Origin of the sequence: Streptomyces sp. NPDC005533 (assembly GCF_042871845.1) — a bacterium.
In the GTDB taxonomy this organism is placed as follows: Bacteria; Actinomycetota; Actinomycetes; order Streptomycetales; family Streptomycetaceae; genus Streptomyces.
Map to the genome: position 1 here is coordinate 115,906 of NZ_JBIAJH010000015.1, position 26,173 is coordinate 142,078.

Annotated in this window: 19 protein-coding genes and 1 tRNA gene; 9 read left to right on the forward strand and 11 right to left on the reverse strand. The window is 74.1% G+C overall.

All coding sequences use genetic code 11. The features are described from left to right. Nucleotides 1-33 precede the first annotated feature (33 nt). From ACFYP3_RS17700 to ACFYP3_RS17730, 7 genes are all read left to right on the forward strand, one after another. Nucleotides 34-1,443: a hypothetical protein gene (locus ACFYP3_RS17700; protein WP_388832881.1), complete on the forward strand. Its 1,410-nt coding sequence runs from the start codon at nucleotides 34-36 to the stop codon at nucleotides 1,441-1,443. A gap of 5 nt (nucleotides 1,444-1,448) precedes the next feature. Next, nucleotides 1,449-2,561 carry a glutamate ABC transporter substrate-binding protein gene (locus ACFYP3_RS17705; protein WP_388832883.1) on the forward strand — a complete coding sequence of 371 codons (1,113 nt, stop codon included), beginning with the start codon at nucleotides 1,449-1,451 and terminating at the stop codon, nucleotides 2,559-2,561. Nucleotides 2,562-2,686: 125 nt separating this feature from the next. Next, nucleotides 2,687-3,976, forward strand: a complete 1,290-nt coding sequence (locus ACFYP3_RS17710) for a hypothetical protein (protein ID WP_388833038.1) — start codon at nucleotides 2,687-2,689, stop codon at nucleotides 3,974-3,976. Next, nucleotides 3,973-7,062 carry a tetratricopeptide repeat protein gene (locus ACFYP3_RS17715; RefSeq protein WP_388832886.1) on the forward strand — a complete coding sequence of 1,030 codons (3,090 nt, stop codon included), beginning with the start codon at nucleotides 3,973-3,975 and terminating at the stop codon, nucleotides 7,060-7,062. The genes ACFYP3_RS17710 and ACFYP3_RS17715 overlap by 4 nt, the downstream gene beginning before the upstream one ends. Nucleotides 7,063-7,194: 132 nt before the next feature. Then, nucleotides 7,195-8,649: a protein phosphatase 2C domain-containing protein gene (locus ACFYP3_RS17720; RefSeq protein ID WP_388832890.1), complete on the forward strand. Its 1,455-nt coding sequence runs from the start codon at nucleotides 7,195-7,197 to the stop codon at nucleotides 8,647-8,649. 33 nt (nucleotides 8,650-8,682) lie between these two features. Beyond that, nucleotides 8,683-10,008, forward strand: coding sequence for a VWA domain-containing protein (locus ACFYP3_RS17725; RefSeq protein ID WP_388832893.1), 1,326 nt, complete (start codon nucleotides 8,683-8,685; stop codon nucleotides 10,006-10,008). A 44-nt stretch (nucleotides 10,009-10,052) separates the two neighbouring features. Further along, on the forward strand, nucleotides 10,053-11,111 hold the full coding sequence (locus ACFYP3_RS17730) for an FHA domain-containing protein (RefSeq protein WP_388832896.1): 1,059 nt from the start codon (nucleotides 10,053-10,055) through the stop codon (nucleotides 11,109-11,111). On the opposite strand, the gene ACFYP3_RS17735 is transcribed toward ACFYP3_RS17730, so the two are convergent. Continuing rightward, nucleotides 11,112-12,101 (reverse strand): methyltransferase domain-containing protein, encoded by a 990-nt coding sequence (locus tag ACFYP3_RS17735; RefSeq protein WP_388832898.1) that lies wholly within the window; start codon nucleotides 12,099-12,101, stop codon nucleotides 11,112-11,114. A gap of 113 nt (nucleotides 12,102-12,214) precedes the next feature. On the opposite strand from ACFYP3_RS17735, the gene ACFYP3_RS17740 reads away from it, so the two are divergent. After that, nucleotides 12,215-12,619 (forward strand): globin, encoded by a 405-nt coding sequence (locus ACFYP3_RS17740; RefSeq protein WP_388832901.1) that lies wholly within the window; start codon nucleotides 12,215-12,217, stop codon nucleotides 12,617-12,619. Nucleotides 12,620-12,664: 45 nt separating this feature from the next. Here the strand turns inward: ACFYP3_RS17740 and ACFYP3_RS17745 are convergent, their stop codons facing one another. From ACFYP3_RS17745 to ACFYP3_RS17780, 8 genes are all read right to left on the reverse strand, one after another. Further along, nucleotides 12,665-13,378, reverse strand: a complete 714-nt coding sequence (locus tag ACFYP3_RS17745; RefSeq protein ID WP_388832904.1) for a hypothetical protein — start codon at nucleotides 13,376-13,378, stop codon at nucleotides 12,665-12,667. Next, the gene (locus ACFYP3_RS17750; RefSeq protein ID WP_388832907.1) at nucleotides 13,375-13,857 is read right to left on the reverse strand and encodes an acyl-CoA thioesterase; all 483 of its coding nucleotides are present in this window, start codon (nucleotides 13,855-13,857) and stop codon (nucleotides 13,375-13,377) included. Before ACFYP3_RS17750 ends, ACFYP3_RS17745 begins: the two co-directional genes overlap by 4 nt. A gap of 10 nt (nucleotides 13,858-13,867) precedes the next feature. Beyond that, entirely contained in the window at nucleotides 13,868-15,532 is a 1,665-nt protein-coding gene (gene ettA, locus ACFYP3_RS17755; RefSeq protein WP_388832910.1) for an energy-dependent translational throttle protein EttA, read from the reverse strand. A gap of 261 nt (nucleotides 15,533-15,793) precedes the next feature. Further along, nucleotides 15,794-17,281 carry a bifunctional phosphatase PAP2/diacylglycerol kinase family protein gene (locus ACFYP3_RS17760; RefSeq protein WP_388832913.1) on the reverse strand — a complete coding sequence of 496 codons (1,488 nt, stop codon included), beginning with the start codon at nucleotides 17,279-17,281 and terminating at the stop codon, nucleotides 15,794-15,796. A 128-nt stretch (nucleotides 17,282-17,409) separates the two neighbouring features. Beyond that, nucleotides 17,410-18,594 (reverse strand): thioester domain-containing protein, encoded by a 1,185-nt coding sequence (locus ACFYP3_RS17765; RefSeq protein WP_388832916.1) that lies wholly within the window; start codon nucleotides 18,592-18,594, stop codon nucleotides 17,410-17,412. A gap of 158 nt (nucleotides 18,595-18,752) precedes the next feature. After that, nucleotides 18,753-19,160 carry a single-stranded DNA-binding protein gene (locus ACFYP3_RS17770; protein WP_388832918.1) on the reverse strand — a complete coding sequence of 136 codons (408 nt, stop codon included), beginning with the start codon at nucleotides 19,158-19,160 and terminating at the stop codon, nucleotides 18,753-18,755. A gap of 105 nt (nucleotides 19,161-19,265) precedes the next feature. Next, on the reverse strand, nucleotides 19,266-21,146 hold the full coding sequence (locus ACFYP3_RS17775) for a GTPase (protein ID WP_388832921.1): 1,881 nt from the start codon (nucleotides 21,144-21,146) through the stop codon (nucleotides 19,266-19,268). Nucleotides 21,147-21,150: 4 nt separating this feature from the next. Further along, nucleotides 21,151-22,767, reverse strand: a complete 1,617-nt coding sequence (locus ACFYP3_RS17780) for a dynamin family protein (RefSeq protein ID WP_388832924.1) — start codon at nucleotides 22,765-22,767, stop codon at nucleotides 21,151-21,153. Nucleotides 22,768-23,099: 332 nt separating this feature from the next. Between ACFYP3_RS17780 and ACFYP3_RS17785 the strand changes: the two genes are divergently transcribed. Then, nucleotides 23,100-23,172: transfer RNA gene (locus ACFYP3_RS17785), tRNA-Arg, on the forward strand. 62 nt (nucleotides 23,173-23,234) lie between these two features. Here the strand turns inward: ACFYP3_RS17785 and ACFYP3_RS17790 are convergent. Continuing rightward, nucleotides 23,235-24,761 (reverse strand): tyrosine-type recombinase/integrase, encoded by a 1,527-nt coding sequence (locus tag ACFYP3_RS17790; protein ID WP_388832927.1) that lies wholly within the window; start codon nucleotides 24,759-24,761, stop codon nucleotides 23,235-23,237. After that, a complete protein-coding gene (locus tag ACFYP3_RS17795; RefSeq protein ID WP_388832930.1) occupies nucleotides 24,758-24,988 on the reverse strand; it encodes a helix-turn-helix transcriptional regulator in 231 nt (76 codons plus the stop codon). The genes ACFYP3_RS17790 and ACFYP3_RS17795 overlap by 4 nt, the downstream gene beginning before the upstream one ends. Nucleotides 24,989-26,173: the final 1,185 nt, after the last annotated feature.

Below are 26,173 nucleotides of genomic sequence, written 5' to 3' on the forward strand. Positions count from 1 at the left end.
CCGGGGGACGACAGGACCGAGGGGGAGGTCACGGTGGCGATCACATCACGCGCGCCCGCGCCCGGGGGCGGTGTTGCCGTGCCGCCCGCCGGGGCGTCGGCTCCGCCGCCCGACGGGCCGCCCGGGCGGAGCACCGCCTGGGCCGAGGGCGTGGAGCGGCTGCGCGAGGCGGCGACGACCGAGCCGGGCCGGCTGCGGATCATCGGCGCCGCGCTGGCCGCCCTGATCGTGCTGTTCGGCACGGTGAGCGTGTGGGAGATCTCCGCGCGGACCACGGCCGCCGACGACGTGGTGGGCCGCAGCCAGCCGCTGAGCGCGGACGCGGCGAGCATCTACCGTTCCCTGGCCGACGCCGACACGACCTCCTCCAGCGGCTTCCTGCTGGGCGCCCAGGAGCCGCGCGAGGTCCGCCAGCGGTACGAGAGGGACATCGCCAACGCCTCGAAGCTGCTGGTGAGCGCGGCCGCCAACACCGGCGGCAACGAGGACTCCCGCGAGCAGATCGCCCTGCTGAGCGAGCAGTTGCCGCGCTACACGGGCCTGATCGAGCAGGCCCGGGCCACCAACCGGCAGGGGCTGCCGCTGGGCGGCGCCTACCTCCGGTACGCCAACGAGCAGATGACCACCCAGCTGCTGCCCGCCGCGCAGCGGCTGTACGAGGCGGAGACCGGCCGGCTCTACGAGGACTACCACGACGCCCGGTCCTGGCCGCTGGCCTCGCTCGGCGCGGGCCTGCTCGCGGTGGCGGGCCTGGTGTGGGCGCAGCGGCGCAACTACCGGCACACGAACCGGGTCTTCAACCACGGGCTGCTGGCCGCGACGGCCGCGTCGGTGGTGGTGCTGCTGTGGCTGGCCGTCGGCCACACGGTGGCGCGGTCCTCGCTGAGTGAAGCGCGGGGGGACGGGCAGGAGTCGATGAAGGTGCTCAACGACGCGCGGATCGCCTCCTTGCAGGCGCGGGCCGGTGAGAACCTGACCCTGATCGCCCGGGGCGCCGTCCTGGCGGAGGACAAGAAGTCCGACAAGTACGACGTGGACTTCACGAACAACATGAAGCAGTTGGACGCCGGGCTGGCGACCGCGCTGCGGCTGGCCGACGACGAGGCCGGCCGGAGCCCGGTGAGCCGCGCGGTGGACGGCGTGGAGCAGTGGAAGCAGCGGCACGCGGCGGCCCGGGAGGCGGACTTGAAGGGCGACTACGAGGCCGCGCTGCCCCAGGTCGTCGGGGACGAGAAGCACAAGGAGAGCAGCGGGGCCGCCTTCGACACGGTGGACGCCTCCCTGGACCAGGCCGTGGCGCACGAGCAGCGGGAGTTCACCCGGGCCGCGCGGGACGGGCTCGGCGCGCTCGGCGGTCTGGTGACGGGCGCGGCGGCCCTGGTGCTCATCGGCGCGGCGGCGGCGGTGCTCGGTATCGGGCGCAGGCTTTCGGAGTACAGGTGAAGGCGATGCGGATACGAGCGAGGCGGGCCGCCGAAGGTCACGAGGGGTACGGGAGCCACGGGGGCCGGGCGGCGCACGAGGGCCCCGGATCCGCGGGCGGTGCCGCGTCCGGCACGCGGCCGAGGCGGGCCGCGGGCCGGCTGCGCGGCTGGGGCGGGGTGAGCGCGATGGCCGTCGCCTGTGCGGTGACGGCCGCGGTCGTGCTGCTGCCGCTGGCCCACGCGACGCCCGAGACCGGCGGGCCGCCGAGCCGGGGGCCCGCCTCGATGGCGGTGGCCCCGGCCGCGCCGTGGTCCCTGACCGACACCTGCCAGGACCCGGAGGCGAGCCTGCGCCCGTCCGACGTGGACGGCGCGGCCATCGCGCGGATCAAGGCGGCGGGCAAGCTCGTCGCCGGCGTCGACCAGAACAGCTTCCGCTGGGGCTACCGCAACCAGACCGCGGAGGGCAGCCGCCTCGACGGGTTCGACATCGACCTGGTCAAGGCCATCGCCCGGGACATCCTGGGCGACGAGAACGCCGTGATCTACCGGGCCATCCCGACGAGTCAGCGCATCCCGGCCCTCCAGGAGGGCCGTGTCGACATCGTCGTGCGGACCATGACGATCAACTGCAAGCGGCTGGAGGACGTGGCCTTCTCGACGGCCTACTTCGAGGCCGGGCAGCAGGTGCTGGCCCCGAAGGGTTCGGCGATCACCGGGTACGACACCTCGCTGAAGGACAAGCGGATCTGCTTCGCGGCCGGTTCCACGGCGGAGGCGGCGCTGAAGTCGCAGTCGTACGGCTCGGTCCCGGTCACCGTGGCCAACCAGTTGGACTGCCTGGTCCGGCTCCAGCTGGGCGAGGTCGACGGCATCATCACGGACAACGCCCTCGCGGCCGGGCAGGCCGCGCAGGACCCCTCGGTGCAGCTGGTGGGCTCGCCCTTCACCCGGGAGTTCTACGGGGTGGCGATGAACAAGGACGCCTCGGACCTGGTCCGCCGGGTCAACAAGGTGCTGGAGGGCTACCGCGCGGGCGGCAGTGACAGCCCCTGGATGAAGGCGTACCTCAAGCACCTCCAGCCGGTGCTGCCCGGCGTGTCCGCGCCGCCCGCTCCCAAGTACCGGGACGGCTGAGGCCGGTGGCGGTTTCGGGCACGGGACCGGGCACGGGACCGGACGCGGAGCGCGCGGACACGGAGCGGGACACGGAGGCGGCAGCGGAAGCGGAGGCACAGTCGGTGGAGGCGGGTTCGGCAGTGATGGACCGGGACGGCGTCGACCGTGCCCTGGCCAGGCTGGGCGCGGAGCACGAGGCCGTCGAGACCTCGTTGCTCGCCCTCCAGGACCACGCGGGACGCCGGCTGCTGGAGGGCGCCGCGCTGACCGGGGTCACCAAGGACCGGTGGACGGCCGCCGACGCGGACATCACCCGGCTGTGGACGTACTTCGACGCCTACAGCGGGGCCCTGACGGCCGCCCGGGAGGTCCGGGAGCGGCGCCGCTGGCCCAACCGCGAGGACCTGATCGAGCTGACGGAGCGGCTGCTCGGGCCCGGGGTGCTGATCGCCGGGGGGGCGGCGGAGGGGGTCGCGCTGGCGGAGCGGCTCTCGCTCGCGGAGCTGGTGGCGCGGATGAACGACCTGTACGCGCGTTCGCTGGACGTGGTGGTCGCCGCCGACGCGGTGTGGTCGGCGCTGCCCGCCCGGATCGACCTGCTGGCCGCCGAGCTGCACCGCACGCGCTCGCTCGCCCACTCGGTGGGGGTGCGCCCGGGCGAACACCCGTCGGGGGACGACCTGGAGGACATCACGGCCGAGCTGACGCAGCTCCGGGCGCAGGTGATCTCGGACCCGCTGGCGTTCTGGCTGCCGGCGGCGGGCAGCGCGGCGCCGGGCGGCGGCCGGCCGGACACCCGGCGCTACGACCGGGCGGCGCTCGCGCTGGAGGACGTACGCCGCGAGGTCGAGGCGGTGCTGGACGTGCGGCAGGACGCCGAGCAGCGGCTGATCAACCTGCGGGACGTGCTCTCGCGGGCCGACCGGACGCTGGCGGAGGCGCGGACGGCGCGCGGCGAGGTGCTGGCGAAGATCGCCGCGTCCGAGGTGCCGGCGGTGAGCGGGCCGCCGACGGTGCTGCAGGAGCAGCTGGCGGCGGCGGCCGAGCACCGGCGTCAGTCGCGCTGGCACCGCCTCTCGCCGCTGCTGGAATCCCTGGAGGTGCGGGCCGAGGAGGAACTGCGACGGGCCCGTGAATCGTTGACCGCTGTGACGGCGCCACTGGCGGTGCGGGCCGAGCTGCGGGGGCGGCTCGACGCGTACAAGGCGAAGGTGGCCCGCCACGGCATGGCGGAGGATCCGGTGCTGGTCGAGCGGTACGACGCGGCCCGCCGGATGCTGTGGAGCGCGCCCTGCGATCTGCGGGCCGCCGAGCAGGCCGTCCTGCGCTATCAGCAGGCGGCGGCGGAGTCGCTGGTGCCGCAGCAGGCGCGGCACGAAGATCATCGACCCGAGCAGTTCCGGCCCGAGGGGCCGGGGAAGGAGGACGCATGAGTCTGGTCGGAACCGCGTGCGTTCGCCCCGGCTGCCCGGGGACGTACGAGGACATGGGCGGCGGCGAGCTGTACTGCGACACCTGCGGGCTGGCGCCGATCGGCTCGGTCGCGGCGGGCGCGGACGAACTGGTGTCGCCCCCGACGGGGATGACGAGCGCGGCCCGGGGCTCGCTGGGATCCGGCGGGTCCCGCGGGTCGATGGGCTCGCACGGTTCGCACGGCTCGGCGCGGTCCTCGGCCTCGGCCCGCTCCTCCCGGTCCTCGTCCTCCCGTCGCTCGGTGTCGGGCCGGCTGTCGCGGTCCCTGACGGGGACGGCGTCCACCCGGTCGGTGTCGGTGCGCAGTTCGGGCTCGGCGGCGTCCTCGGGGCGCAGCCGGCTGGGAGCGGGGCTGGTCAACGTACCGGAGGTGCCGCGTCCGGATCCTTCGGCGGCGGTCCTGGAGAACCCGGAGGTGCCGGAGCGCAAGCGGTTCTGCTCGCGCTCGGACTGCGGGGCCCCGGTGGGCCGCTCCCGCGGGGACCGGCCGGGCCGGACGGAAGGGTTCTGCACGAAGTGCGGGCACCCGTACTCCTTCGTGCCCAAGCTGAACCCGGGCGACGTGGTGCGCGGCCAGTACGAGGTGGCGGGCTGCCTCGCGCACGGCGGTCTCGGCTGGGTGTACCTGGCGGTGGACCGGGCGGTCGCGGACCGCTGGGTGGTCCTGAAGGGCCTGCTCGACACGGGCGACCAGGACGCGATGGAGGCCGCGATATCGGAGCGGCGCTTCCTTGCGGAGATCGAGCACTCCAACATCGTGCGGATCTACAACTTCGTGGAGCACCTGGACCAGCGGACCGGTTCGCTGGACGGGTACATCGTCATGGAGTACGTCGGCGGCAAGTCGCTCAAGGAGATCGCGAACGAGCGGCGGCGGCCGGACGGGCGGCGCGATCCGCTGCCGGTGGAGCAGGCGTGCGCGTACGGGATCGAGGCGCTGGAGGCGCTGGGCCACCTGCACAGCAGGAACCTCCTCTACTGCGACTTCAAGGTCGACAACGCGATCCAGCAGCAGGACCAGCTGAAGCTGATCGACATGGGCGCGGTGCGCCGGATGGACGACGAGGAGTCGGCCATCTACGGCACGGTGGGCTACCAGGCGCCGGAGGTCGCGGAGCTGGGCCCGTCGGTGGCCTCCGACCTCTACACGGTGGCGCGGACCCTGGCGGTCCTGACCTTCGACTTCCAGGGCTACACCAACGTGTTCGCGGATTCGCTGCCGGACCCCGAGCACATCGAGGTGTTCAGACGGTACGAGTCCTTCTACCGGCTGCTCGTCCGGGCGACCGACCCCGACCCGGGGCGGCGGTTCTCCTCGGCGCAGGAGATGGCGGACCAGCTGACGGGCGTGCTGCGCGAGGTGGTGGCGCTCCAGACGGGCCGGCCGCGGCCCCAGCTGTCGACCCTCTTCGGCCCGGAGCTGCGCGTTCCGGACACTCAGCTGTTCGCCGACGCCCCGGGCACCGTCGTGTCCCGGCTGGGTCACCGCCCGCTCGCCTCCCGGCGGGGTGGCGGGCTGTTCGGGGTGCTCGGCCGCGGCCCGGCCCGCCCCTCGGGAGCACACGCGCCGGGCGGCGCGGCCCGGCCCGCCGGGGCCTCCGGCCCGCAGGGCCTCGCGCTCGGCGGTGGCACGCCGCCGGGCGGGACGCCCCTGCCCGGGGCGGCGCCCGCCGGGGCCTCCGGCCCGTGGGGGCCCGCGCCCAGCGGGGCGGCCGTGCCGCCGGGCAGCCGAGCCGGGCTGCCGGCTACCCCGCCGGGAGGCGTCCCGGCCGGGGCCGGAGGACCGTGGGGGCAGCCGCACGTCGGCGTGCCCGCGGCCACCGGCGGCCCGGCCGGTACGGGGTCGGAGGCGCCCGCAGCGGTGGGCGGCCCGGCTTCACCGTCGTCCGCCGGGGCGGCCGGCCCGTGGGCGGCCTCGCCCTTCGGCGGGGCCCCCGCGGCCGGGGCGCCCGCGGCCGGGGCGCCCGCGGCCGGGCCGGCCGGGGCCCCGGTCCCCGCGCTCGGGACCACCGCCACGCACGTGGCCGGGGCGGCCGTGCCGCGGGCCCGGCAGGCGCCGGGCCAGGGGCCCGTACCGGCCCCGGTGTCCCCGGCCGCGGCGGCCCCGGCGGCCCCGGCGGGAGCGACCACGCTGGACGCCCGCGACACCGCGCTGGCGCTGCCCGTGCCGCTGGTGGACGCGGGCGACCCGAACGCGGGTTTCCTGACGGGTCTGCTGGCCTCCGCGCCGGCCGACCTGCTGGGCGCGCTGGCCTCGGCGCCCGCCGACTCGGCGGAGCTGCGGCTGCGCGAGCTGCGGGCCCGGCTGGAGCTGGGCGAGCTGTCCTCGGCCGGGCGCACCCTGGCGGAGCTGGAGGTCCGGCATCCGGACGACTGGCGGGTGGTGTGGGCCCGCGGCATCGCCTCACTGGCCACCGGGGACAACGAGATCGCGGCGCTGTCCTTCGACGCCATCTACGACGCCTTCCCGGGCGAGCCCGCGCCGAAGCTGGCCCTCGGGCTGTGCGCGGAGGTGCTGGGCCAGCTGGACAACGCCGCCGAGTACTACCGGCTCGTGTGGATCACCGACCCGGGGTTCGTGAGCGCGGCCTTCGGGCTGGCCCGGGTCCAGTTGGCCGCCGGTGACCGGGACGCAGCCGTGCGGACGCTGGAGTCCGTACCGGAGGCGTCCATCCACTACACCGCCGCCCGGGTGGCGGCGGTACGCGCACGTCTGCACGACCGGTCCCCGCAGGAGCCGCTGCTGGCCGACCTGGCGGCGGCAGCCGACCAGGTGGAGGCCCTGCGGCGGTTCGGGCTGGACCCGGAGCGGCAGGAGCGACTTGCGACGGAGGTTCTGGGCTCGGCCCTGGACTGGGTACTGTCGGGTAGCCGGGGTTCCGACCCCGGCCGGACCTCGCTGCTCGGCAGTCAACTGGACGAGCGGGGCCTGCGCTTCGGACTGGAGCGCTCGTACCGCGTCCTCGCACGGCTCGCGCGGCGTGGCGAGGAGAGGATCGAACTGGTGGAGCGGGCAAACCGTTTCCGTCCCCGGACGTGGGTGTGAGTGATGTCGATGCATCGGCTGTCGGGCTGCCCCAGCTGCGCGGAACCCCTGGAGGAGGGTGACCGTTTCTGCGGCGTCTGCGGCTACGCCGTGACCGCCCCTCCCCCGGCTGCGTCCGCGGACCATCCGACCATGCCCATCCCACCGGCCCCGCCGGCCTCCCCCGCGGGCGGTCACGGGACTTCGGCGCCCGGCGCGCACCACGACGGCGCGGCCGAACCGGCGCCCGGCTGGGGCAGTGTGGCCGCGGCCGCGCCGACGCTCGTCGACGAGCCGGCCGGCTGGAGCGCCGCCGCGGCGGAGCCGGGGGTCCTGCCGCACCCGGGGCCGGCCGAGGCCGCGTACGGGAGGCCGGGCCACGAGGGCCCGTACGGCACCGGCACGCCCCCGGAGGGGGCCGCGCGGGGCTCGGGCGACGGTCCGTCCGCCCCCGGGTCCGCCCCGGAGCAGGGGTACGTCGGCCGGCCCCGCGGCAGCGCCGCGGACGGAGGCGAGACCCGCCACGACCGGCCCGGCGGCGGCCCCGGCTCGCGCCCGGACGAGGCGCCCTGGGGCCCGGGCGAAGCCCCGTACGAGACGGCTCCGTACGAGCCGGCCCCGTACGAGAACGCGTCCCAGCCGGGTGCGGCGGGCGGCGGCAAGACCTGCGTCGCCTGCCGGGCCGGGCACGTGGACACCGACGGGTACTGCGAGCACTGCGGGCACGCGCAGCCCCGGGAGCGCGACCACCTCGAAGAGGAGCTCGGGAGCGTCGCCGCCGTCAGCGACCGGGGGCTGCGCCACCACCGCAACGAGGACTCCTTCGCGGTGGCGGCCACCGCCCTGCCCGACGGATCGGCCGCCACGGTGGCCATCGTCTGCGACGGCGTCTCCTCCGCGAGCCGCCCCGACGAGGCCTCGGCCGCCGCGGCCGGCGCCGCCAACGAGGCGCTGCTGGAGGCGCTGCCGCGCGGCGCCCACCCGCAGGAGGCCATGCACGAGGCGATCCTGGCCGCCGCGGCCGCGGTGAACGCCCTGGCCCCGGAGACCCCCGGCGCCCAGAACGCGCCCGCCTGCACCCTGGTGGGCGCGGTCGTCAGCGGCGGCCTGCTGACCATCGGCTGGGTGGGCGACAGCCGTGCGTACTGGGTGCCCGACGACCGTGCCGCGCTGCCGCGCCGGCTCACCGAGGACGACTCGTGGGCCGCGCAGATGGTCTCCGCCGGCCTGATGGGCGAGGCGGAGGCCTACGCGGACGTCCGCGCGCACGCCATCACCGGCTGGTTGGGGGCCGACGCGTACGACCTCGAACCGCACACCGCGACCTTCAAGCCCGACCACCCCGGGGTGGTGGTGGTCTGCACCGACGGACTGTGGAACTACGCGGAGTCCGCACGGGAGATGGCCCAGGTGCTGCCCGCCGACGCCGCGACCCGCCCGCTGCACAGCGCGCAGGTCCTGGTGGGGCACGCCCTCGACGGCGGCGGACACGACAACGTCACCGTGGCCGTGGTGCCGTTCGCCACGCACCCCGAGCAGCAACCGGGACCCGATGCGGAGCCGGGCCCGGCAGCACGACCGGAACCGGAAGCGCGCCCGCAGGTCTGACCCGCCTGCCCGAGCCACCTAGGAGTCCCACCGATGGCGAATTTCGCCAAGCCGAGCGCCCCGCGCTTCACCGTGGAGGTGTACCAGAACGAGTTCCTCCCCGAGGGCGGGCGGGACGTCCACGCGATCGTCACGGTCACCGCCACCGGTGGCGCCGCGGCCACCCGGGCGGCCGCCGCCGACGGCACGGCCGCCGTCGTGATCATGGTCGACTGCTCGGGGTCCATGGAGTACCCGCCGGAGAAGATGCGGGGCGCCCGCGAGGCCACGGCGGCGGCCGTCGACACCCTGCGCGACGGCACCTCCTTCGCCGTGATCGCCGGGACGCACGTGGCCAAGGAGGTCTACCCGGGCCGGGGCCGTCTCGCCGTGGCCGACGCGACGACCCGGGCCGAGGCCAAGGAGGCCCTGCGCGGGCTCAGCGCCGGCGGCGGCACCGCCATCGGCACCTGGCTGCGCCTCGCCGACGGCCTGCTGCGCGGCTCGGCGGCCGTCATCCGGCACGGCGTCCTGCTGACCGACGGCCGCAACGAGCACGAGGAGCCGGCCGTGCTCCGGGCCACCCTCGACGCCTGCGCGGGCCGCTTCACGTGCGACGCCCGCGGGGTGGGCACCGACTGGGAGGTCAAGGAGGTCACGGGCATCGCGAACGCGCTGCTCGGCTCCGCCGACATCGTGGCCGACCCGGCGCACCTCACCGAGGACTTCACGCGCATGATGGAGAACGTCATGGGCAAGGAGGTCGCGGACGTCGCCCTGCGCCTGTGGACCCCGGTCGGCGCGGAGATCCAGTACGTGAAGCAGGTCGCGCCCGCCGTGCAGGACCTGACCGGGCGCCGCGTCGCGGCGGGGCCGCGCGCGGGTGACTACCCGACCGGCTCGTGGGGCGACGAGTCCCGCGAGTACCACGTGTGCGTGCGCGTCCCGGGCGCGGCCGTCGGCCAGGAGATGCTCGCCGCCCGCGCCACGCTCGTCCTGCCGGGGGCCGCGGGCGGGTCCGAGACCGTTCTCGCCCAGGGCCTGGTGCGCGCGGTGTGGACGACCGATCTGGCCGCGTCCACCGCGATCAGCCCGCAGGTCGCCCACTACACCGGGCAGGCGGAGCTGGCGCAGGCCATCCAACAGGGCCTGGAAGCCCGCAAACTGGGCGATGTCGATGGGGCCACGGCCAAACTGGGACGCGCCGTACAACTGGCGAGCGCCTCCGGGAACGCCGACACAGCCAAGCTCCTGGCGAAGGTGGTGGATGTCGTGGACGCCGTGGCGGGTACTGTGCGGCTGAAAGCCCGGGTCGCCGATGCCGACGAGATGACTCTTGAAACGCGATCGACTCAGACCGTCCGAGTGAAGAAGTCCTGAGACCTGACGTGAAGACGCAGGGAGAAGAAGGGGGAAGCGCCGCCATGCCGACCTGCCCGAACGGGCACCAGTCCGCCTCCGACGACTGGTGCGAGGTCTGCGGCCACCGCATGGGTGCCCCGGAGGGGCCTCCCCCGGTGCCCTCCTACGGCTACGGTTTCCCCCCGACCGCCGGTGAGCCGACCGCCCAGGCCGAGCTCTGCCCCCAGTGCCGGACCCCGCGCGAGGCCATGGCCCCGTTCTGCGAGGAGTGCCGGTACAACTTCCTGACCCGTTCGGCGACCTCGTACGCGCCGCCGGCGCCGGACGCGGGCCCGCAGCCGACGGGTGGGGGCGCCGTTCCCGGTCCCGGTCCCGGCCCGGGTTCGGGTTCGGGTCCCGGCCCCGGTGGCACGCCTCCGCCGCCCGTGCCCGCTCCCGGGAACTACTCCCAGGACCACTTCGAGTACCAGGGCTCGCGGCCGTCCCGGGTCAACCGGCCGGCCGAGCCGCTCCAGCGCGAGGACGACTGGCTGCTGCCGCCGCCCGCGCACGAGCAGCAGCGGGAGTACCAGCAGCCCCCGCAGCCCCAGTACCAGCAGCAGCCCCCGCCGCAGCAGCGGGAGTACCAGCAGGAGTACCAGCAGCAGGCTCCGCCGCAGCAGCAGTACCAGCAGCAGCCTCCGCCGCAGCAGCACCAGCCGTTCGCGCCCCAGGGCGGCGCCTGGTCCGCGACGGTCGGCCCCGACCGCTCGTACTTCATGGCGATGATGCAGCGCAGCGGCCCCGAGGCGGCCGGGCTCAACCTGCCCGCCTACTCCCCGGAGCAGCATCTTCCGCTCTCCGGCGGCCAGATCACCATCGGCCGCCGCCGCGCCTCCACGGGCGAGTCCCCCGACATCGACCTGTCGGTGCCCCCGGAGGACCCGGGCGTCTCCCACCAGCACGCGGTCCTCGTCCAGCAGCCCGACCTCAGCTGGGCGGTGGTGGACCAGAACTCCACCAACGGCACCACCATCAACGGCGGCGAGGAACCGATCCAGCCCTACGTCCCGGTCCCGCTCACCGACGGCGACCGCGTCCACGTGGGCGCCTGGACCACGATCACCATCCGCCGCGACTGATCACGCCTCCCCCAGGGGCCACACATAGGGCCCCTGGGGATCGTCGAGCCAGGACCACTGGCCCTCGGGAGCGACCGTGACCCCGAAGCGCTCGCGGGCCGGCCGGCCCTCGCTGCGCCACAGGTCCAGGGCCTCGCGGGGGTGCAGGACGCCCGCGGTCAGCACGAGCATGAACTGGAACCGCTCGTTCTCCACCAGCTCGTAGGGCAGCCCGTACGCCGTCCCGTCCGGATCGGGCGGCGCGGAGGCCGTGGCTCCGCGCAGCGGGACGAAGTACGCCGAGGTGTGCAGGAAGCGGCCCTCCGCGAAACCGGCGTCGCGCACCGTGAGCGCGATCAGCCCGGTCGACAGCGGGGCGAGGATCCGCGCGCCCGGCCGGCACTGGCCGAGCCAGGCGTGCGGGATCAGCGGCAGGGTGCAGGTCACCATGATCCGGTCGAACGGGGCCCGGGAGGGGCAGCCGCGCGCGCCGTCACCGGTGACCACGGCCGGATGGTAGCCGAGCCGGGCCAGGTGCGCCCGCGCGGAGTCGGTGATCTCCTCGTCCAGGTCCACGGTGGTGACGTGCTCGTCGCCGAGCCGGTGGCAGAGCAGGGCGGCGTTGTAGCCGGTGCCCGCGCCGATCTCCAGGACGTCGTCGCCGTCGCGCACCTCCAGGGCGTGCAGCATCTTCGCCATCAGGGAGGGCTGGCTGCTGGAGGAGACCAGCCGGCCGTCGCGCAGCCGGGTCGCCAGCGGGGTGTCGACGTAGACGCCGCGCAGCCAGCGGGCCCGGCGTTCGGGGTCGGGGTCCTCGGCCCAGAGCCGCTCGTGGCCGGCGCCGCGGCCGGTCCAGAAGTAGGGGACGAAGACGTGCCGGGGTACGGCGGCGAACGCCGCCCGCCAGAGCGGGTCCTCCAGCACCCCGGCGGCGGTCAGCTCCCGCACCTGGGCGGCGTGCGCGGTCTCCCGCAGATCGCGCGTCTCGGTGCGTGCGGTGTGTGCGCCCATGCCTCCACTGTCCTGCGCACAGGCTTCGCGTGCGAACGCGCGGCCCCTGCCGGCCCCCGTGGAAGAGTCCCGGGACCCCGGTCCTCCGTCCGGGTGTCTGAGACGATGGTCGGGTGAATGAGATTTCGCGGGGCACGGTGCAGGAGCAGACCTTTTACGAGCAGGTGGGCGGTGAGGACACCTTCCGCCGCCTCGTCCGGCGCTTCTACGAGGGGGTCGCGCAGGACCCGCTGCTGCGCCCGATGTACCCGGAGGAGGACCTGGGCCCCGCCGAGGAACGGTTCACGCTGTTCCTGATGCAGTACTGGGGCGGGCCGACCACCTACAGCCAGCACCGCGGGCACCCGCGCCTGCGGATGCGGCACGCGCCGTTCCAGGTGGACGCGGCGGCGCACGACGCCTGGCTGAAGCACATGCGGGTCGCACTGGACGAGCTGGGCCTGGCGCCGGAGCACGAGGCGCAGCTGTGGAAGTACCTGACGTACGCCGCCGCCTCGATGATCAACACGGCCGGTTAGGGCCTGAGGCGGCCCGGGGCCCGGCCGGGGCCGCGGGCCGGACGATCAGAGCGGGCGGACCTGGAGGGCGCCCAGGCCGCCGGTGGCACCGGGGCGGCGGGTGGCGACGGAGCCGTACGGGGTGCGCAACCGCAGCCAGCTCCCGGCGGCGAGCAGCGCCACGGGGTCGGCGGCGGCGGGCGCGGGGGCGGCGGCGGGCACGGCGGCCCGTACCGGCCGCAGGAAGCCCAGGGACTGCGCGGCGTGGACGACGCGCAGCGGGAGTTCGGTGTCGCCCAGGGTGCGGGACCAGATCTCGCGGCCGATGCGGTCGCGCTCGGACCGGGTCCGGTGCTGCGCGGGCAGGGCTTCGTCGCGGGCGCGGAACTCGGCGACGGCGGCCGCCACGGCCTCGCCCATCTCCCGGGGGCCGGGCAGGCCCGGCAGCTGCCGCCAGCCGCCGCGGGGCGGGAGCACCCCGGTCCAGGGCGGTCCGGTGACCGGCCCCGGCACGGTGGCCGCGGCCGAGGCCTCGTCCACGGACTCCAGGAGCTCGCCGGCGGACACGGTCAGGTCGAGCGGGGTGGCGACGGGCACGGCGAGCCGCACCGTACGGATGGCCAGGACCTCGAAGGACGGCGGCCGTCCGAAGACGCCGAGCGCGCCGCCGCCCGCCTGGAGGCGGACGGCGGCGGCGCGGTCGTAGTGCACCAGCCGGCCCAGGAAGGCGGCGAGGTCCGCCGCCTCCCCGGAGTCGGCGAAGCGCAACTGCTCGTTCATGCCGCGAGGCGTCCTTCCCGGCGGTTACCGGAAGCGGAGGCGGACGCGGCCACGGGCTCGTCGAGGTACTCCTCCAGGAAGCGCCTCTCCTCGGCCGTGATGCGGCGGGGCCGCCCCGCGGCGAGGTCGTAGGGCACGACCACGGTCTCGGCGCGCACGTAGACCGTCTCGGGCGCGTCCTCGGTCGCCTCGTCCTTGACCTCGTAGCGGATGGTCAGGGACGCGGCGCCTATCCGGGTCACCCAGGACTCGATGAGGACCGGCTCGTGACGGTGCACGAGGGGCAGCTTGTAGTCGATCTCGTGACGGGCCACGACGGAGCCGCCCGTGAAGGATTCGCTGCCCTCCCCCGGCGCGAGGCGGAACATGAAGTCGATCCGCGCCTCCTCCAGGTAACGGAGGAAGACGACGTTGTTGACGTGCCCGAAGGCGTCCATGTCCGCCCAGCGCAGGGGGCACCGGTAGTGGTGTCTGGCCATGACCGCTGCCTCAGCCTCGGGTGAGCTTCTTGTAGGTGGCACGGTGCGGGCGGGTGGCGTCCGCACCGAGACGCTCGACCTTGTTCTTCTCGTACGACTCGAAGTTGCCCTCGAACCAGTACCACTTGGACTCGCCCTCGTACGCCAGGATGTGCGTGGCGACCCGGTCGAGGAACCAGCGGTCGTGGGAGATGACCACGGCGGCACCGGGGAACTCGAGCAGGGCGTTCTCCAGGGAGGAGAGCGTCTCGACGTCGAGGTCGTTGGTGGGCTCGTCGAGGAGCAGCAGGTTGCCGCCCTCCTTGAGCGTCAGCGCCAGGTTGAGGCGGTTGCGCTCACCACCGGAGAGGACACCGGCCGGCTTCTGCTGGTCCGGGCCCTTGAAGCCGAAGGCGCTGACGTACGCGCGGGACGGCATCTCGACCTGGCCCACGTTGATGTAGTCCAGCTCGTCCGACACGACCGCCCAGAGGGTCTTCTTGGGGTCGATGTTGGCGCGGGACTGGTCGACGTACGAGATCTTGACGGTCTCGCCGATCTTGACGGAGCCGGAGTCCGGCGCCTCCAGACCCTGGATCATCTTGAAGAGCGTGGTCTTGCCGGCGCCGTTGGGGCCGATGATGCCCACGATGCCGTTGCGCGGGAGGGTGAAGGACAGGTCGTCGATCAGCACCTTGTCGCCGAAGGCCTTGGAGAGGTTGTTGACCTCGACGACGATGGAACCGAGGCGCGGGCCCGGCGGGATCTGGATCTCCTCGAAGTCCAGCTTCCGCATCTTGTCCGCCTCGGCCGCCATCTCCTCGTAGCGGGCCAGACGGGCCTTGGACTTGGTCTGACGCCCCTTGGCGTTGGACCGCACCCACTCCAGCTCTTCCTTGAGGCGCTTCTGGCGCTTCTCGTCCTTGCGGCCCTCGACCTTGAGGCGGGTGGCCTTCTTCTCCAGGTAGGTGGAGTAGTTGCCCTCGTACGGGTGCGCGCGGCCGCGGTCGAGCTCGAGGATCCACTCGGCGACGTTGTTGAGGAAGTAACGGTCGTGGGTCACGGCCACGACGGCGCCCTTGTACTGGGAGAGGTGCTGCTCCAGCCAGTTCACCGACTCGGCGTCGAGGTGGTTGGTGGGCTCGTCGAGGAGGAGCAGGTCCGGGGCCTCGATCAGCAGCTTGCAGAGCGCGACGCGGCGCTTCTCACCACCGGAGAGGTTGGTGACGGGCCAGTCGCCGGGCGGGCAGCCCAGGGCGTCCATGGCCTGCTCCAGCTGGGCGTCGAGGTCCCAGGCGTTGGCGTGGTCCAGGTCCTCCTGGAGCTTGCCCATCTCGTCCATGAGCGCGTCGGTGTAGTCGGTCGCCATCAGCTCGGCGACCTCGTTGAAGCGCTTGAGCTTGCCCATGACCTCGGCGGCGCCGTCCTGGACGTTCTCCAGGACGGTCTTCGACTCGTCGAGCTTGGGCTCCTGCATGAGGATGCCGACGGTGAAGCCGGGCGAGATGAAGGCATCGCCGTTGGACGGCTGCTCCAGGCCCGCCATGATCTTCAGAACGGTGGACTTACCGGCACCGTTCGGGCCGACCACACCGATCTTCGCGCCGGGCAGGAAGTTCAGGGTGACGTCATCAAGAATCACCTTGTCGCCGTGCGCCTTGCGCGTCTTGCGCATGGTGTAGATGAACTCAGCCAAGAGAAACCGTCCGGCAGATCGATGGTGGGCAGATACACCCCATCTTGCCGTACGTCCATACCCGCGGGCGAATGGGTAGGTCAGACCCCGGGGCCGGGGCGCGACCGCCCGGGGTCGGCGCGCGGTGGCCGTCGCGGGGCGACGCGCTGACCGGTGCCACCGGGGCAGGTCCTGCGCGGGGCCGTGCGGGCCGGCGTCGGGATGCCGCCGCCGGCGGCCGGCCCGGCGGAGGTCGGACCGGGGGCGGGGGCAGCGGCGGGGTCAGCGGGGGCGGTAGACCGTGAGGGCTTCCGGGAGTGCGTCGAGGACCATTGCGGTGGGGGCTTCGGCGTATTCGCCGTCGTAGGCGAACGGGGTGCCCGGGGGGATGTCGCCGATGCGGAGGCTGCGCAGGCGGGTGGCGGTGTGGACCGGGGAGCGGCTGAGGGGGCCCGCGAGGGCGGCGGCCAGGAGGCGGGGGCCGGGACGGCCGCCGCCGTAGACGATGCGGAGGTCGAGCAGGCCCTCGCCGAGGTTGTCGCGGCGGCGGGGGGTGGGGCCGGTGCCGTGGTAGGTGCCGTTGCCCGCGAAGAGCAGCCACACGCTGCGGGGGCGCCCGGCGAGCCGCAGCCGTACGGGCCGCTGGGAGCGCAGTACCCGCCAGGACGCCAGCAGCGCGGCGGGGCCGCCGCCGATGCGCGGGCCCCAGCGCAGCCGGTGGCCGAGCAGCTCCGGGTAGGCGCCGATGCTGAAGTTGTTCAGGAAGTAGCCGGGCTCCGCCGCCGGGCCCTTCCCGGGGCCGGGGGAGAAGCGGCCCACGCCGACGCGGACGGCGTGCCCGTCGGCCACGGCGCGGCAGGTGTCCTCGCTGCCGTTGAGGCCGAGGTCCATCGCGAAGTGGTTGAGGGTGCCGCCGGGGAACACGGCCAGCGGTACCCCGGCGCGCAGGGCGGCGGTGGCGGCCGCGTTGATCGTGCCGTCGCCCCCGCAGACCCCCAGCACGGTGGCCCGCCCGGCCGCATCCGTCAGGGCGCCTGCCAGTTCGTCGCCCGTGCACTCGATCACCTCGGCCTTGGGGAGCCGGGTGTGCAGGAGGTTGAGCCCCGCCTCGGCGGCCGTTCCCGACCCGGTGTTGACCACCACGATCAGCCCGGCCCCGTCGGGCAGCGCGGGCGCCCCGGCGGCCGTCCGTTCGTCGCCCGGCACGACCCGCGCCTCCTGGACGTCCCGCGCGAGGCGGCGTACGACTGCGGCCGCGGCCACGCCCAGCGCCGCGCCCGCGACCACGTCGGAGGGGTAGTGCACGCCCGTGTAGACGCGGGAGAACGCCACGGAGGCGGCCACCGGGGCCAGCGCCGCCGCCCAGCCCGGGGACTCCAGCGCCAGCCCCGCGGTAAAGGCGAAGGCCGATGCCGAGTGCCCGGACGGGAAGGAGGTGGTCTGCGGCTGCGTCGCCAGCTGCCGCACGGCGGGCACCCCGTCCAGCCGCGGCCGCTGCCGGCGTACGGACCACTTGCCGACGGTGTTGATGGTCGCGGAGGCCAGCGCGAGCGAGGCGACGGCGCGCCCGGCCGCCTTGCGGCCCTTGGCCGAGCCGAAGACGGTGATCGCGGCGGCGGCCCCGCCCCACAGCACGCCGTGGTTCGCGGCCCGCCCGAGCCGGGGCAGCACCCGGTCGGCCCCGGGCCAGTGCCGCCGGGCCACCGCGTCGAACAACTGCCGGTCCCACCGGGCCACGGCACCCTGCCAAGTCAGTTCCTGATCAGCCATCTCATCCCCCTACCCGGGGCGCCGGATCCGAATCGACCCCGGCGGCCACCCGGCCCAACGACCCAACGGCCCGGCAGGCCCGCCGCCCGCCGCGCCGGCAGCCGCCCCGGCCCGAGGCCCACCGCGGCCTACGCCCCGTCCTCCTCGTCCAGCGGACGCTTGCGCAGCAGCAGGACCACCAGACCGCCCAGGACCACCAGGCCCACCGCCAAGGAGGCGATGACCGGGGTGGCCGCCGAACTGCCGCTGGTCGCCAGCCGCTCCTCGTCCGGGGAGGTCGTCGCGACGGCCGCCGCCGGCGCGCCGAGCGCCACCGCGTCCGAACCGGAGGCGGTGCCCGCCTCGGCCACCGGGGCCGGCCACAGCGCCGTGGCCGTGGCGGCGGCCGCGGACTCGCTGGAGCCCGCCACGATCTGCGCCTGTGCGGGCACCTCGCCGGTGAAGACCCGCCCGACCGGCACCTTGGTCGCGCCGTGGACGGTGACCGAGGCCGTGCCGTCGGGGGTGCCCGCGGGCACCTCGAAGTACAGCCGGCTCCCGTTGACGGCGGAGTCCACGGGCGCCCCCTCGGCGTCCACCACCCGCACACCCATCGCGACGGCCGCCGCGTCCGGGACGACCGACACGCTCCGCGCCCCGGTCCGCACGGTCACCGGGCCGAGCCGGGTGCCGACCGGCCCCGACACGTCGCCGGGGTCCAGCCCCAGCGAGGCCGGCGGCTCCGGCAGCTGCCCGGCCGCCCGCTGGAGGTAGTCGGCCAGCTTCTCCGCCGCCGGGTCGGCGGCTTCGACCTGGACCCCGTCCGCCAGCCGCCAGATCGCCACCTGGGTGCCGGCCGCCGCGCTCTCCGCGGTGAGCGCCCCGGCGCCGGCCGCCTTGGCGAGCCCGGCCAGATCGTTCAGCTGCGGGTAGGAGTGCTCCAGGACCCAGCGGATCCGGCCCGCCTCCCCGTTGCCGGCGAGCGGGCTGCCGGCCCACGGGCTCTCGGTGTAACGGGACTGCGGCTGGGCGTTGCCCGCCACGCCGACCCCGTACGTCTGGAGCATCCCGCCGCCGTCGACCCGCATCTCGTAGAGCCCGGCCGGGATCTGCCGGACCGATCCGTCCCCGGAGCGCAGGACCGCCTGCCCGTACGTCTTGAGTCCGTCGAGCACGGCGCTCGCGCCCTCCGGCGCGCGGGGCGCCACCGGGTCGGAGTCGGCGGCGGCCCGGGCGGCGGGTGCGGTGGCGAGGGCCGCGGCCAGCAGGGCCACCGCCAGTGGCCGGCGCGCGGAGCCCCGTACCGCGGCGGGAGGTTCGAGGGGAGCGGGCACGGCTGCGGAGGCAGGCGCGGATCCGGCATCGGCGCGAGGCGCGGCGCCGGCGGGTTCAGGAGCGGAGGATGCGGGAACGGCAATCGACACAGTCTTCCCCTTCGGGCCAAAGACCCAGGTGCCCGTGAGTACCGGGGAATCCTATCCGCCTCGAACACTCAGACCACCGCCGCCTTCTGAGTGGCCATCAGTGGTGTGTCCGTTCGCACCACGCGTCGGAAGGCCGCCGTGCCGCGGTTCAGGTCGTGCCCGATGGCGGTCGCGTCGATCTCCGCGGACACCCACCGCTTGCCGTCCGTGTCGGGCGGGTCCTCCCGCACCCGCAGCCGCCCGTGCACCACCAGCGGTTCGCCGACCGATACGGAACCGGCGAGATTGACGGCGAGGACGCGCCGCGCCCACACCGTGTAGAAGCTGGTGGCCCCGTCGGTCCAGACCTCCTTGCGCCGGTCGAAGTACCTCGGCGTCACCGCGAAGCGGAAGCGCGCCGACGGACCGTTCACCGTCTCCTTGTAGTCGACCTGCGTGGCCACGCAGCCCACCAGCGTCACCTGGGTGTCGTTCATCCCGGTCGTCCTCCCCCGTCGTCCGTGCCCGTGCCCGTACGGTCCATCCGTACGAGCTACGAGCCATGCTGGGGCAGGCCGCGGATCCCCGCTCCGGCCTGTGGATTACTGGCGGGTTGTGGACAACCGGCTCCCCCCTGAGGCGACCGTGGCGTACTGCTCGCGCACCTCCCGGTAGCGCAGCAGCTCCGCCGCCACCGGTTCCAGCACCCGGGCCCGGCCGCATCCGGCCGCCGCCTGGCGCAGCTTGCGCTCCGCGTCCTGCCCGTACCGGCGCGCCGGGCCGCGGGCGGCGATCGAGCAGGCCCATTCCACGAGGGGCCCGCCGATGATGCCCGCCACCATCAGCAGCACGGGCGGCAGCAGTTTCGGCTCCAGGACCCCGACGATCTGTCCGACCAGCCACAGCCCGCCGTAGATCTGCACGAGCGTCATGGCCGCCTGGCCCAGCACGGCGGCCGGCCACCACGTGGGCCGCGGCGGTTTGGCGGTGGGCACCGCGACCGCTGCTCCGAGCGTCACCGCGATCTCGTCGAGCGCCTCCGGGAGCCGTTCGGCGCCGCGCACCGCGGTTTCCCGGACCGCCTGGGCCCAGGGTTCGGGCAGGCCGGCGACCGCCTCGTCGGCGACCGCCCGCACGGCCTGTTCCACCCGCTGACGCGCGGTCACCTCCTCCTCGACCGGGGGCTGCGCGACCGTCTGGCCGCGGCTGCCGATCGCCGCCAGCGCGGCCAGACCCGCCAGGGAGCGCGGGGACCGCCGGCTCTCGTACCACCGCCACAGCCGCAGCCAGGGCGTCCCGCAGGCCTTGCCCGCGTTGCGCCGCCAGGCGCGCTCGGCGGCGAGTCCGGCCGCGTACGCCCCGACCGCCTCGGCGAGGCGGTCCTCGAACTCGGCGCGCGCCGCCTCGCCGATCTCGGGCCCGGAGTGCCCGTCGGCGACGTAGAGCGGCTGCAGGCGCACGGCCGCGCGGTCGAGGTCGGCGGAGATCCGCCGCGTGGCGGCGCCCCTCTCCTGGGTGAACTGTCCGAGGAGTTCGCGCAGTTCCCCGACGCCTTCCCCGGTCAGCGCGGAGAGTCCGAGGACGGTGGCGCCGGGCTCGCCGTGCTCGCCGAGCGCGATGCCGTCGTCGTCGAGGAGCCGGCGCAGGTCGTCCAGGACGAGGTCGGCGGCCTCGCCGGGCAGCCGGTCCACCTGGTTGAGCACGACGAAGGTCACCTCCGCGTGCCCGGCCAGCGGCCGCAGGTACCGCTCGTGCAGGACGGCGTCCGCGTACTTCTCCGGGTCCACCACCCAGACCACGGCGTCGACCAGCGCCAGGACGCGGTCCACGTGGTCCCGGTGCGCGCCGACCGCCGAGTCCAGGTCGGGCAGGTCGACGAGGACCATCCCGCGCAGGGCCTCCGCCTCCGCGGTCTCGCGGGGGCGGCGGCGCAGCCGGCCCGGGATCTCCAGGCGGTCCAGCAGCCCGGCGGCCCCGTCCGACCAGCTGCACGCGATGGGCGCCGCGGTGGTCGGGCGGCGCAGCCCGGTCTCGGAGATCTGCACCCCGGCGAGTGAATTGAAGAGTGTGGACTTGCCGCTTCCGGTGGCTCCGGCGATGGCGACGACCGTGTGCTGCGCGGAGAGTCCGCGGCGCGCCGCCGCCTCGTCGAGGACCCGCCCGGCCTCGGCGAGGGTCTTGCCGTCGAGTCTGGTCCGGGACAGCCCGACGAGCTGGCGCAGCGCGTCGAGGCGCAGGCGCAGGGCCTGCGCCTCGGGGCTGAGCGGGGGCGTGGGCGACTTGCCGCCGTCGTTGCCGGCGCCGGAGACGGCCCGTACGAGCGCGTCGTCGCCGATGCCGTCCTCTTCGGACCCGTCGGCCCCCTTGGCCCCGTCGGCTCCCGGGACTCCGTCCCCCTCGGTCCCGCCGGTGGCCCGGGGGCGCGAGCGCGCGATGAGTCCGTCGTCCCAGCGGTCGTCGGTGCGGTCGGTCAGGGCGGTCACCGCGTCACCTCTCCTTCTGCAGTACGGACAGCGCGGCGATCAGCTCGGCCTGGGGTTCCGGGCTCACTTCGAGCGCTTCGAGCGGGGCGAGCCTGCGGTCGCGCTCGGCGCGCAGCACCTGGTCGAGGTGGTCGCCGACGAGCTCGCCGCCCCGGTCACGCAGCCGCAGGGCGGCCTGGGCGCCGATGCGTTCGGCGAGCTTCTCCCCCGCGGGGCGGGCCCGTCTGCCGCCGAGCAGGGCGGCGACGAGCAGGGCCGCGACGGCGTCGGGGTCGGGGGCGGGCTGCTTGTCGAGCTTGGCGACCTCCTCCTCGGCGAGTTCCTCGAGTTCGCGCCGCCAGCGCCGCACGGCCACGCCGATGCGTTCCCCCGCTTCGCGGTCGGGCGCGGGCAGGGTCACCGCGCCGGCGGCGGGTTCGCGCCGCCAGGCCTCGGCGATCCGCTCGTCGGCGGCGGCGACGGCGCACTGGAGCAGTGCGGCGAGGGACTCCGCGAGGGAGTCGAGGAGTTCGTCGGCGCTCGTGTCGAGCGGGTAGCCGCGCCACCGGGTCAGCGCGTCCCCGGCCAGTACGGCGCCGTGGTCGAGGCGGCCGCGGACCCTTTTGCCCTCGCGCCGGTACGCGTCCTCGACGGCCGAGGTCAGCCGTACGGCGGCGGCGTGCTGGGCGGCGACGGCGGAGGCGAGTTCCGGCATCCGCCGGCCGAGGGAGTCCAGCGCGCCGAGCGCCGTGCGCCCGACGGCGTACTGCCGGGCGGCCGGGTCCTGGGCGTGGTGGGCGAGCCAGGCGTACAGCGGGGCGACGGCGCTGGCCGGCAGCAGCCCGCCCCCGCCGGCCGATTCGGGCAGTTCCGGCACGGTGAAGCGCGGCACGTCGCCCAGCCCGGCCTTGGTGAGCAGGGCCCCGTACTGCCGGGACACCTCGGCGAGCACCTGGTGCGGGACCCGGTCGAGGACGGTGACGAGGGTGGCCTTGTACTGCTTGGCGGTGCGCAGCAGGTGCCAGGGGACGGCGTCGGCGTACCGCGAGGCGGTGGTGACCATCACCCAGACGTCGGCGGCGCAGATGAGTTCGGCGGCGAGCGTCCGGTTCTCGACCACGAGGGAGTCGATGTCGGGGGCGTCGAGGATGGCGAGTCCGCGGGGCAGGCTGGTGACGGTCTCGATGCGCATCTCGCGGGTGGCGTGGGTGTGGCCGTGGCCGCGGTCGCGGGGCCGGGCCCGCGACGTGGCCGGTGGCTCGTCCTCTTCGTGGGGCACCCAGACGCGCATCAGGTCGGGCAACACGCGCATTCCGGCGAACCAGTGATGGTCGTCCGGATGGCAGACGAGCACCGGCGTGCGCGTGGTCGGGCGCAGCACCCCGGCTTCGCTGACCTGTCGTCCCACGAGGGAGTTGACGAGGGTGGACTTACCGGCCCCGGTGGACCCGCCGACGACGGCGAGCATCGGCGCCTCGGGCGCCTTCAGCCGGGGTACGAGGTAGTCGTCGAGCTGCGCGAGCAGCTCGGCTCTGGTCTGGCGGGCGCGCGGGGCGCCGGGCAGGGGCAGCGGCAGACGCACGGACGCGACCCGGTCGCGCAGGGCGGACAGGGCATCGAGCAGCTGAGGCCGAACATCCAAGGTCACCACATGCGAAGAATGCCCAATTTAGGACCATTTTTGAAGCTTATACGTCCTCTGCGCGCCGACCGCGACTCCAGTGGGACATTCTGGGCACGACGGACGAGTGGGGCGCAGGCATAACGAGTGCACAACACCAAGGGCGCCGCGGCGCAAAAGCGATGCGAGAATCGCACCTGCCTGCGATTATCGGGACCGCTTCACGGAACCTCCACATCGTGGCCCGCGAGTGAAGCAACCGGGACAAGGCGGCCGGAGCCCTATCCTTGACCCGGCACGGACCGCAGTCCCACCCCCACCAGGGGCTCCAGGCCCACCACGGCCACCTTCCGGCCCCCGTAGCTCAGTGGATAGAGCAGGTGCCTTCTAAGCACTTGGCCGCAGGTTCGAGTCCTGCCGGGGGCACTCTCTTCGCGCCACCTCGAGCCCTCCCTCCGGGGAGGGCTTTCGCGCAGGTCAGAGGCACTTTAGCGTGAGCGCCGTTGCGGTGACGTAAGCCCGCTCGGGGACCCTGATGTCGGCGGCGGCAGTCCGACTGAAACCGGCTTCGGACGGCTCCTGGCGGCTGTTCTTCCCGAAAACTTCCCGAAGTTCCGCCCCGACCGGTCCGGCGGCGAGACCAAGGCGGGCAGCTCCTGCGGGCCCTCGATGCGCTTCTGAAGATCGGCCAGCTGGCCGGTCACACATCGAGCGTAAGTAGCGAGCAGGACAGGGACGCTGTTGCCCGCCCAAGCGGCCACCTGGGCCGGCGGAACTCCATTGTTCAGCCAGGTCGTCAGACAGGTGTGCCGGAGGTCGTACACGCGTTTGCCGACGGGCGAGGCGTACTCGTGTTCGTCGAGCACGGCCTGCCGCGCCTTGCTCCAGACGCGCCGGAAGACGGATCCGGCGAGCAGCCCGCCCTTCTCCCCGGAGAACAGGAGGTCGCCGGGCTTGAGATCGTCACGCGCTACGAGCTCGCGCAGGATCGCGGCGAGCGCCGGGTGGGCGGGCACCGGACGGGTATCGCCAACGGCCCGGCCCTTCAGCTGACGGCTCTCGTGGACCTTGCCGTCGTCCGTCCACTGACTGCCAACCTCGGGCTCCGCCCTATGAGCAAGCAGTTCGCCCCAGCCCATTTCCGGCAGCGTCGCATCGGCGACGCGCAGGGCGACGGCCTCCTCCGGTCGCAGGCCCGCGTAGTAGAGGGTGGCGAAGAAGGCGCGGAGCCGGTATCCGGTGCGGGGACGCCCACCGATCCAGACGAGGAGTCGGGCGACCTGGTCGGGGTTGAGCAGGGAGCGCTTGTCGACGGCGTCCGCCTCCTTGGGCGCAGCGCCCTCCTCCCTCCCCTTGGGCAGCGGGTTGATCTGGAGAATCTTCTGGCGAATCGCGTACTTCATGACGACGTTCATGATCCGCCGGTCTCGGTTGACCGAAGTGGCGGCGGTCGGCGAGCCGTCGAGGCGCGCGCTCAGCGCTTGCATGACGCAGTCGACGTGCTGGACATCCTCCCAGGAGGACATGGGTAGGGAATTCCGCCGAACCCAGGACAGGATGGTTCGCACTTCCGGTGGGGCCTGGTCGCGGCGCCCTTTGTTGAAGGCGTACTCCCGGAGCGCCGTCCGGACCTCGACCGGATCGAACTGGTCCGGCACCTCGGCACGCAGGAGCACAAGGGTGACTTTGGTCAGGGCCTTCGCCGTGCTCTTGCGGTTGTTCGCTGAAATGCGGGGCCACTTCATGTCGACGTATTGGAGCGCGAACTCGTACCAGCTGACCTCGGCCGTCGGCGGGGCATGGGACACGGGCCGTCCGGTGCCGTGATCGAAGGGCTCGCCGTTGTTCGCGGCAGTGAGGAGAGAGGCACGGAAGGAATCGGCGAGGGCGCGCGTCTTGTAGGTCTCGCCTCGCCTCTTCCCGTCCACGGACCAGCGGACGGTGTAGGTGGCGCCTCGCTTGCCCTTATAGACCTCCATGTCGTAGATGCGGACCTTGAAGGACCGTTGCGTCACGCGTGGTCCTCGCAGTCGGCGAGCCAGTTCTCCAGGTCGCCGCGGCGGATGCGCAGGGCTCCGTTGGGGAGCCGTATGCAGCGCGGCGCGCGGCCCTTCTGGCGCCAGTCGTAGAACGTCGATCGTGCGATGCGCAGTTCGGAGCAGAGCTCGTCGACGGTCAGCTTGTCGCCGGGCCGACGGGAGGCGGGCGCCGTGCGGATGCCGCTCTCGGCTCGGCGCCCCAAGCCAGGGGATATCGGGGATCGGTGCAACGGGGACGTTCCTTTCGGCGTGCGCACGAGGGCGCGCACGCAGGGAGAGAAAATCCGACTGCTCCACCACAGGCAGTCGGAGGTAACTCCCACAACGATCCGGAGAATCCCCGGTTTGGCTGACCGGGGATTGCCTGGTATACCGCGCAGCGCACGGCCGATGGAAGCGATTCGCGATCCCCTCGCCGAGGGCTCGCGAGGATGCATCGAGGGTTCGATCGTCCCAATTGCCCGATCTCCCAGAACTCCCGGCCCTCCCATCCGACGAAGTGCGGTGCTGGTGGGCGCCATTCGCCCGCCACTGGCGCTCCTTCCAGCAGGACAGAAAGAAAGACCAGGTCAGAAGGGATTCGACGAGGGCTCGACGAGCCCTCGCGAGGATGAGGCGTCTGGATCTAGGATCTTGGATCCTGGATCATTCCTTACGGGGCGCCAAGCGCCAGCGCCGCTCGCCCTCTCCGAATCAGCAACGCATTCGGCGACCGGCCGGAAGCTGCGTCCTTTCGGCGACCGGGGTTTTGGACCTACAGTTATGAACATCCACCACGCCGACTAGCCGCTATCGCCCTTCAGGGCGGCCCTGTCGGGCACCCAACGGCCTTTCGGTTCACTCCTCAAGCGAGGAGACCGAAGCGCCTCGTTCGGGCGCTAGATCGCCGCTGGCGGCGTTTCCCCGCGAGCGACAAGCGGGAAACTCCGCGATTCCCGCGGACCGTCCCAGCTGACAGAGCCTCCGAGCCCGCCGTCCCGAAAACAGCTGTGGGCGGACCAGCCTCTCGCAGGATGGTCCCGGACCATACGGAAGGTCGGCGGCTGCCCCCGGTCCCGGGTGGCCGGTCATGCCAGCACGTCGGGCTCTCCCCAAGGCAGAGGGACCGGCAGCGCCCCCGGCCCCAAGAGTTCGCGCTCGGTCCCGCAGGGCGGCCCCATCGATTCGGTCCCCGCTGCAGGCTCGGGGACCGGTCCCCTGAGACGTGCGAACCTGGTCCCCGATCGACCGCGATGCCCTTGGGACCGCTGGTGGGCGGCCTCATAGACCGAAGCAGCCAGGCCTCGTCCACTTCTGTTCCCGTTGACGGCCGGGGACCGGGGACGCGGGAACGGGACCGAGCAGGAGACACCCCGAGTTGCGGACCGTGCTCGGGACCGAGGGCCGGG

Bases quoted from the DNA above. Each gene is read 5' to 3' on its own strand.
- ACFYP3_RS17715 (WP_388832886.1), top strand. From the start codon at position 3,973: ATGAGTCTGGTCGGAACCGCGTGCGTTCGCCCCGGCTGCCCGGGGACG.
- ACFYP3_RS17705 (WP_388832883.1), top strand. From the start codon at position 1,449: ATGCGGATACGAGCGAGGCGGGCCGCCGAAGGTCACGAGGGGTACGGG.
- ACFYP3_RS17735 (WP_388832898.1), bottom strand. From the start codon at position 12,101: ATGGGCGCACACACCGCACGCACCGAGACGCGCGATCTGCGGGAGACC.
- ACFYP3_RS17730 (WP_388832896.1), top strand. From the start codon at position 10,053: ATGCCGACCTGCCCGAACGGGCACCAGTCCGCCTCCGACGACTGGTGC.
- ACFYP3_RS17770 (WP_388832918.1), bottom strand. From the start codon at position 19,160: ATGAACGACACCCAGGTGACGCTGGTGGGCTGCGTGGCCACGCAGGTC.
- ACFYP3_RS17720 (WP_388832890.1), top strand. From the start codon at position 7,195: ATGCCCATCCCACCGGCCCCGCCGGCCTCCCCCGCGGGCGGTCACGGG.
- ACFYP3_RS17745 (WP_388832904.1), bottom strand. From the start codon at position 13,378: ATGAACGAGCAGTTGCGCTTCGCCGACTCCGGGGAGGCGGCGGACCTC.
- ACFYP3_RS17710 (WP_388833038.1), top strand. From the start codon at position 2,687: ATGGACCGGGACGGCGTCGACCGTGCCCTGGCCAGGCTGGGCGCGGAG.
- ACFYP3_RS17750 (WP_388832907.1), bottom strand. From the start codon at position 13,857: ATGGCCAGACACCACTACCGGTGCCCCCTGCGCTGGGCGGACATGGAC.
- ACFYP3_RS17725 (WP_388832893.1), top strand. From the start codon at position 8,683: ATGGCGAATTTCGCCAAGCCGAGCGCCCCGCGCTTCACCGTGGAGGTG.
- ACFYP3_RS17760 (WP_388832913.1), bottom strand. From the start codon at position 17,281: ATGGCTGATCAGGAACTGACTTGGCAGGGTGCCGTGGCCCGGTGGGAC.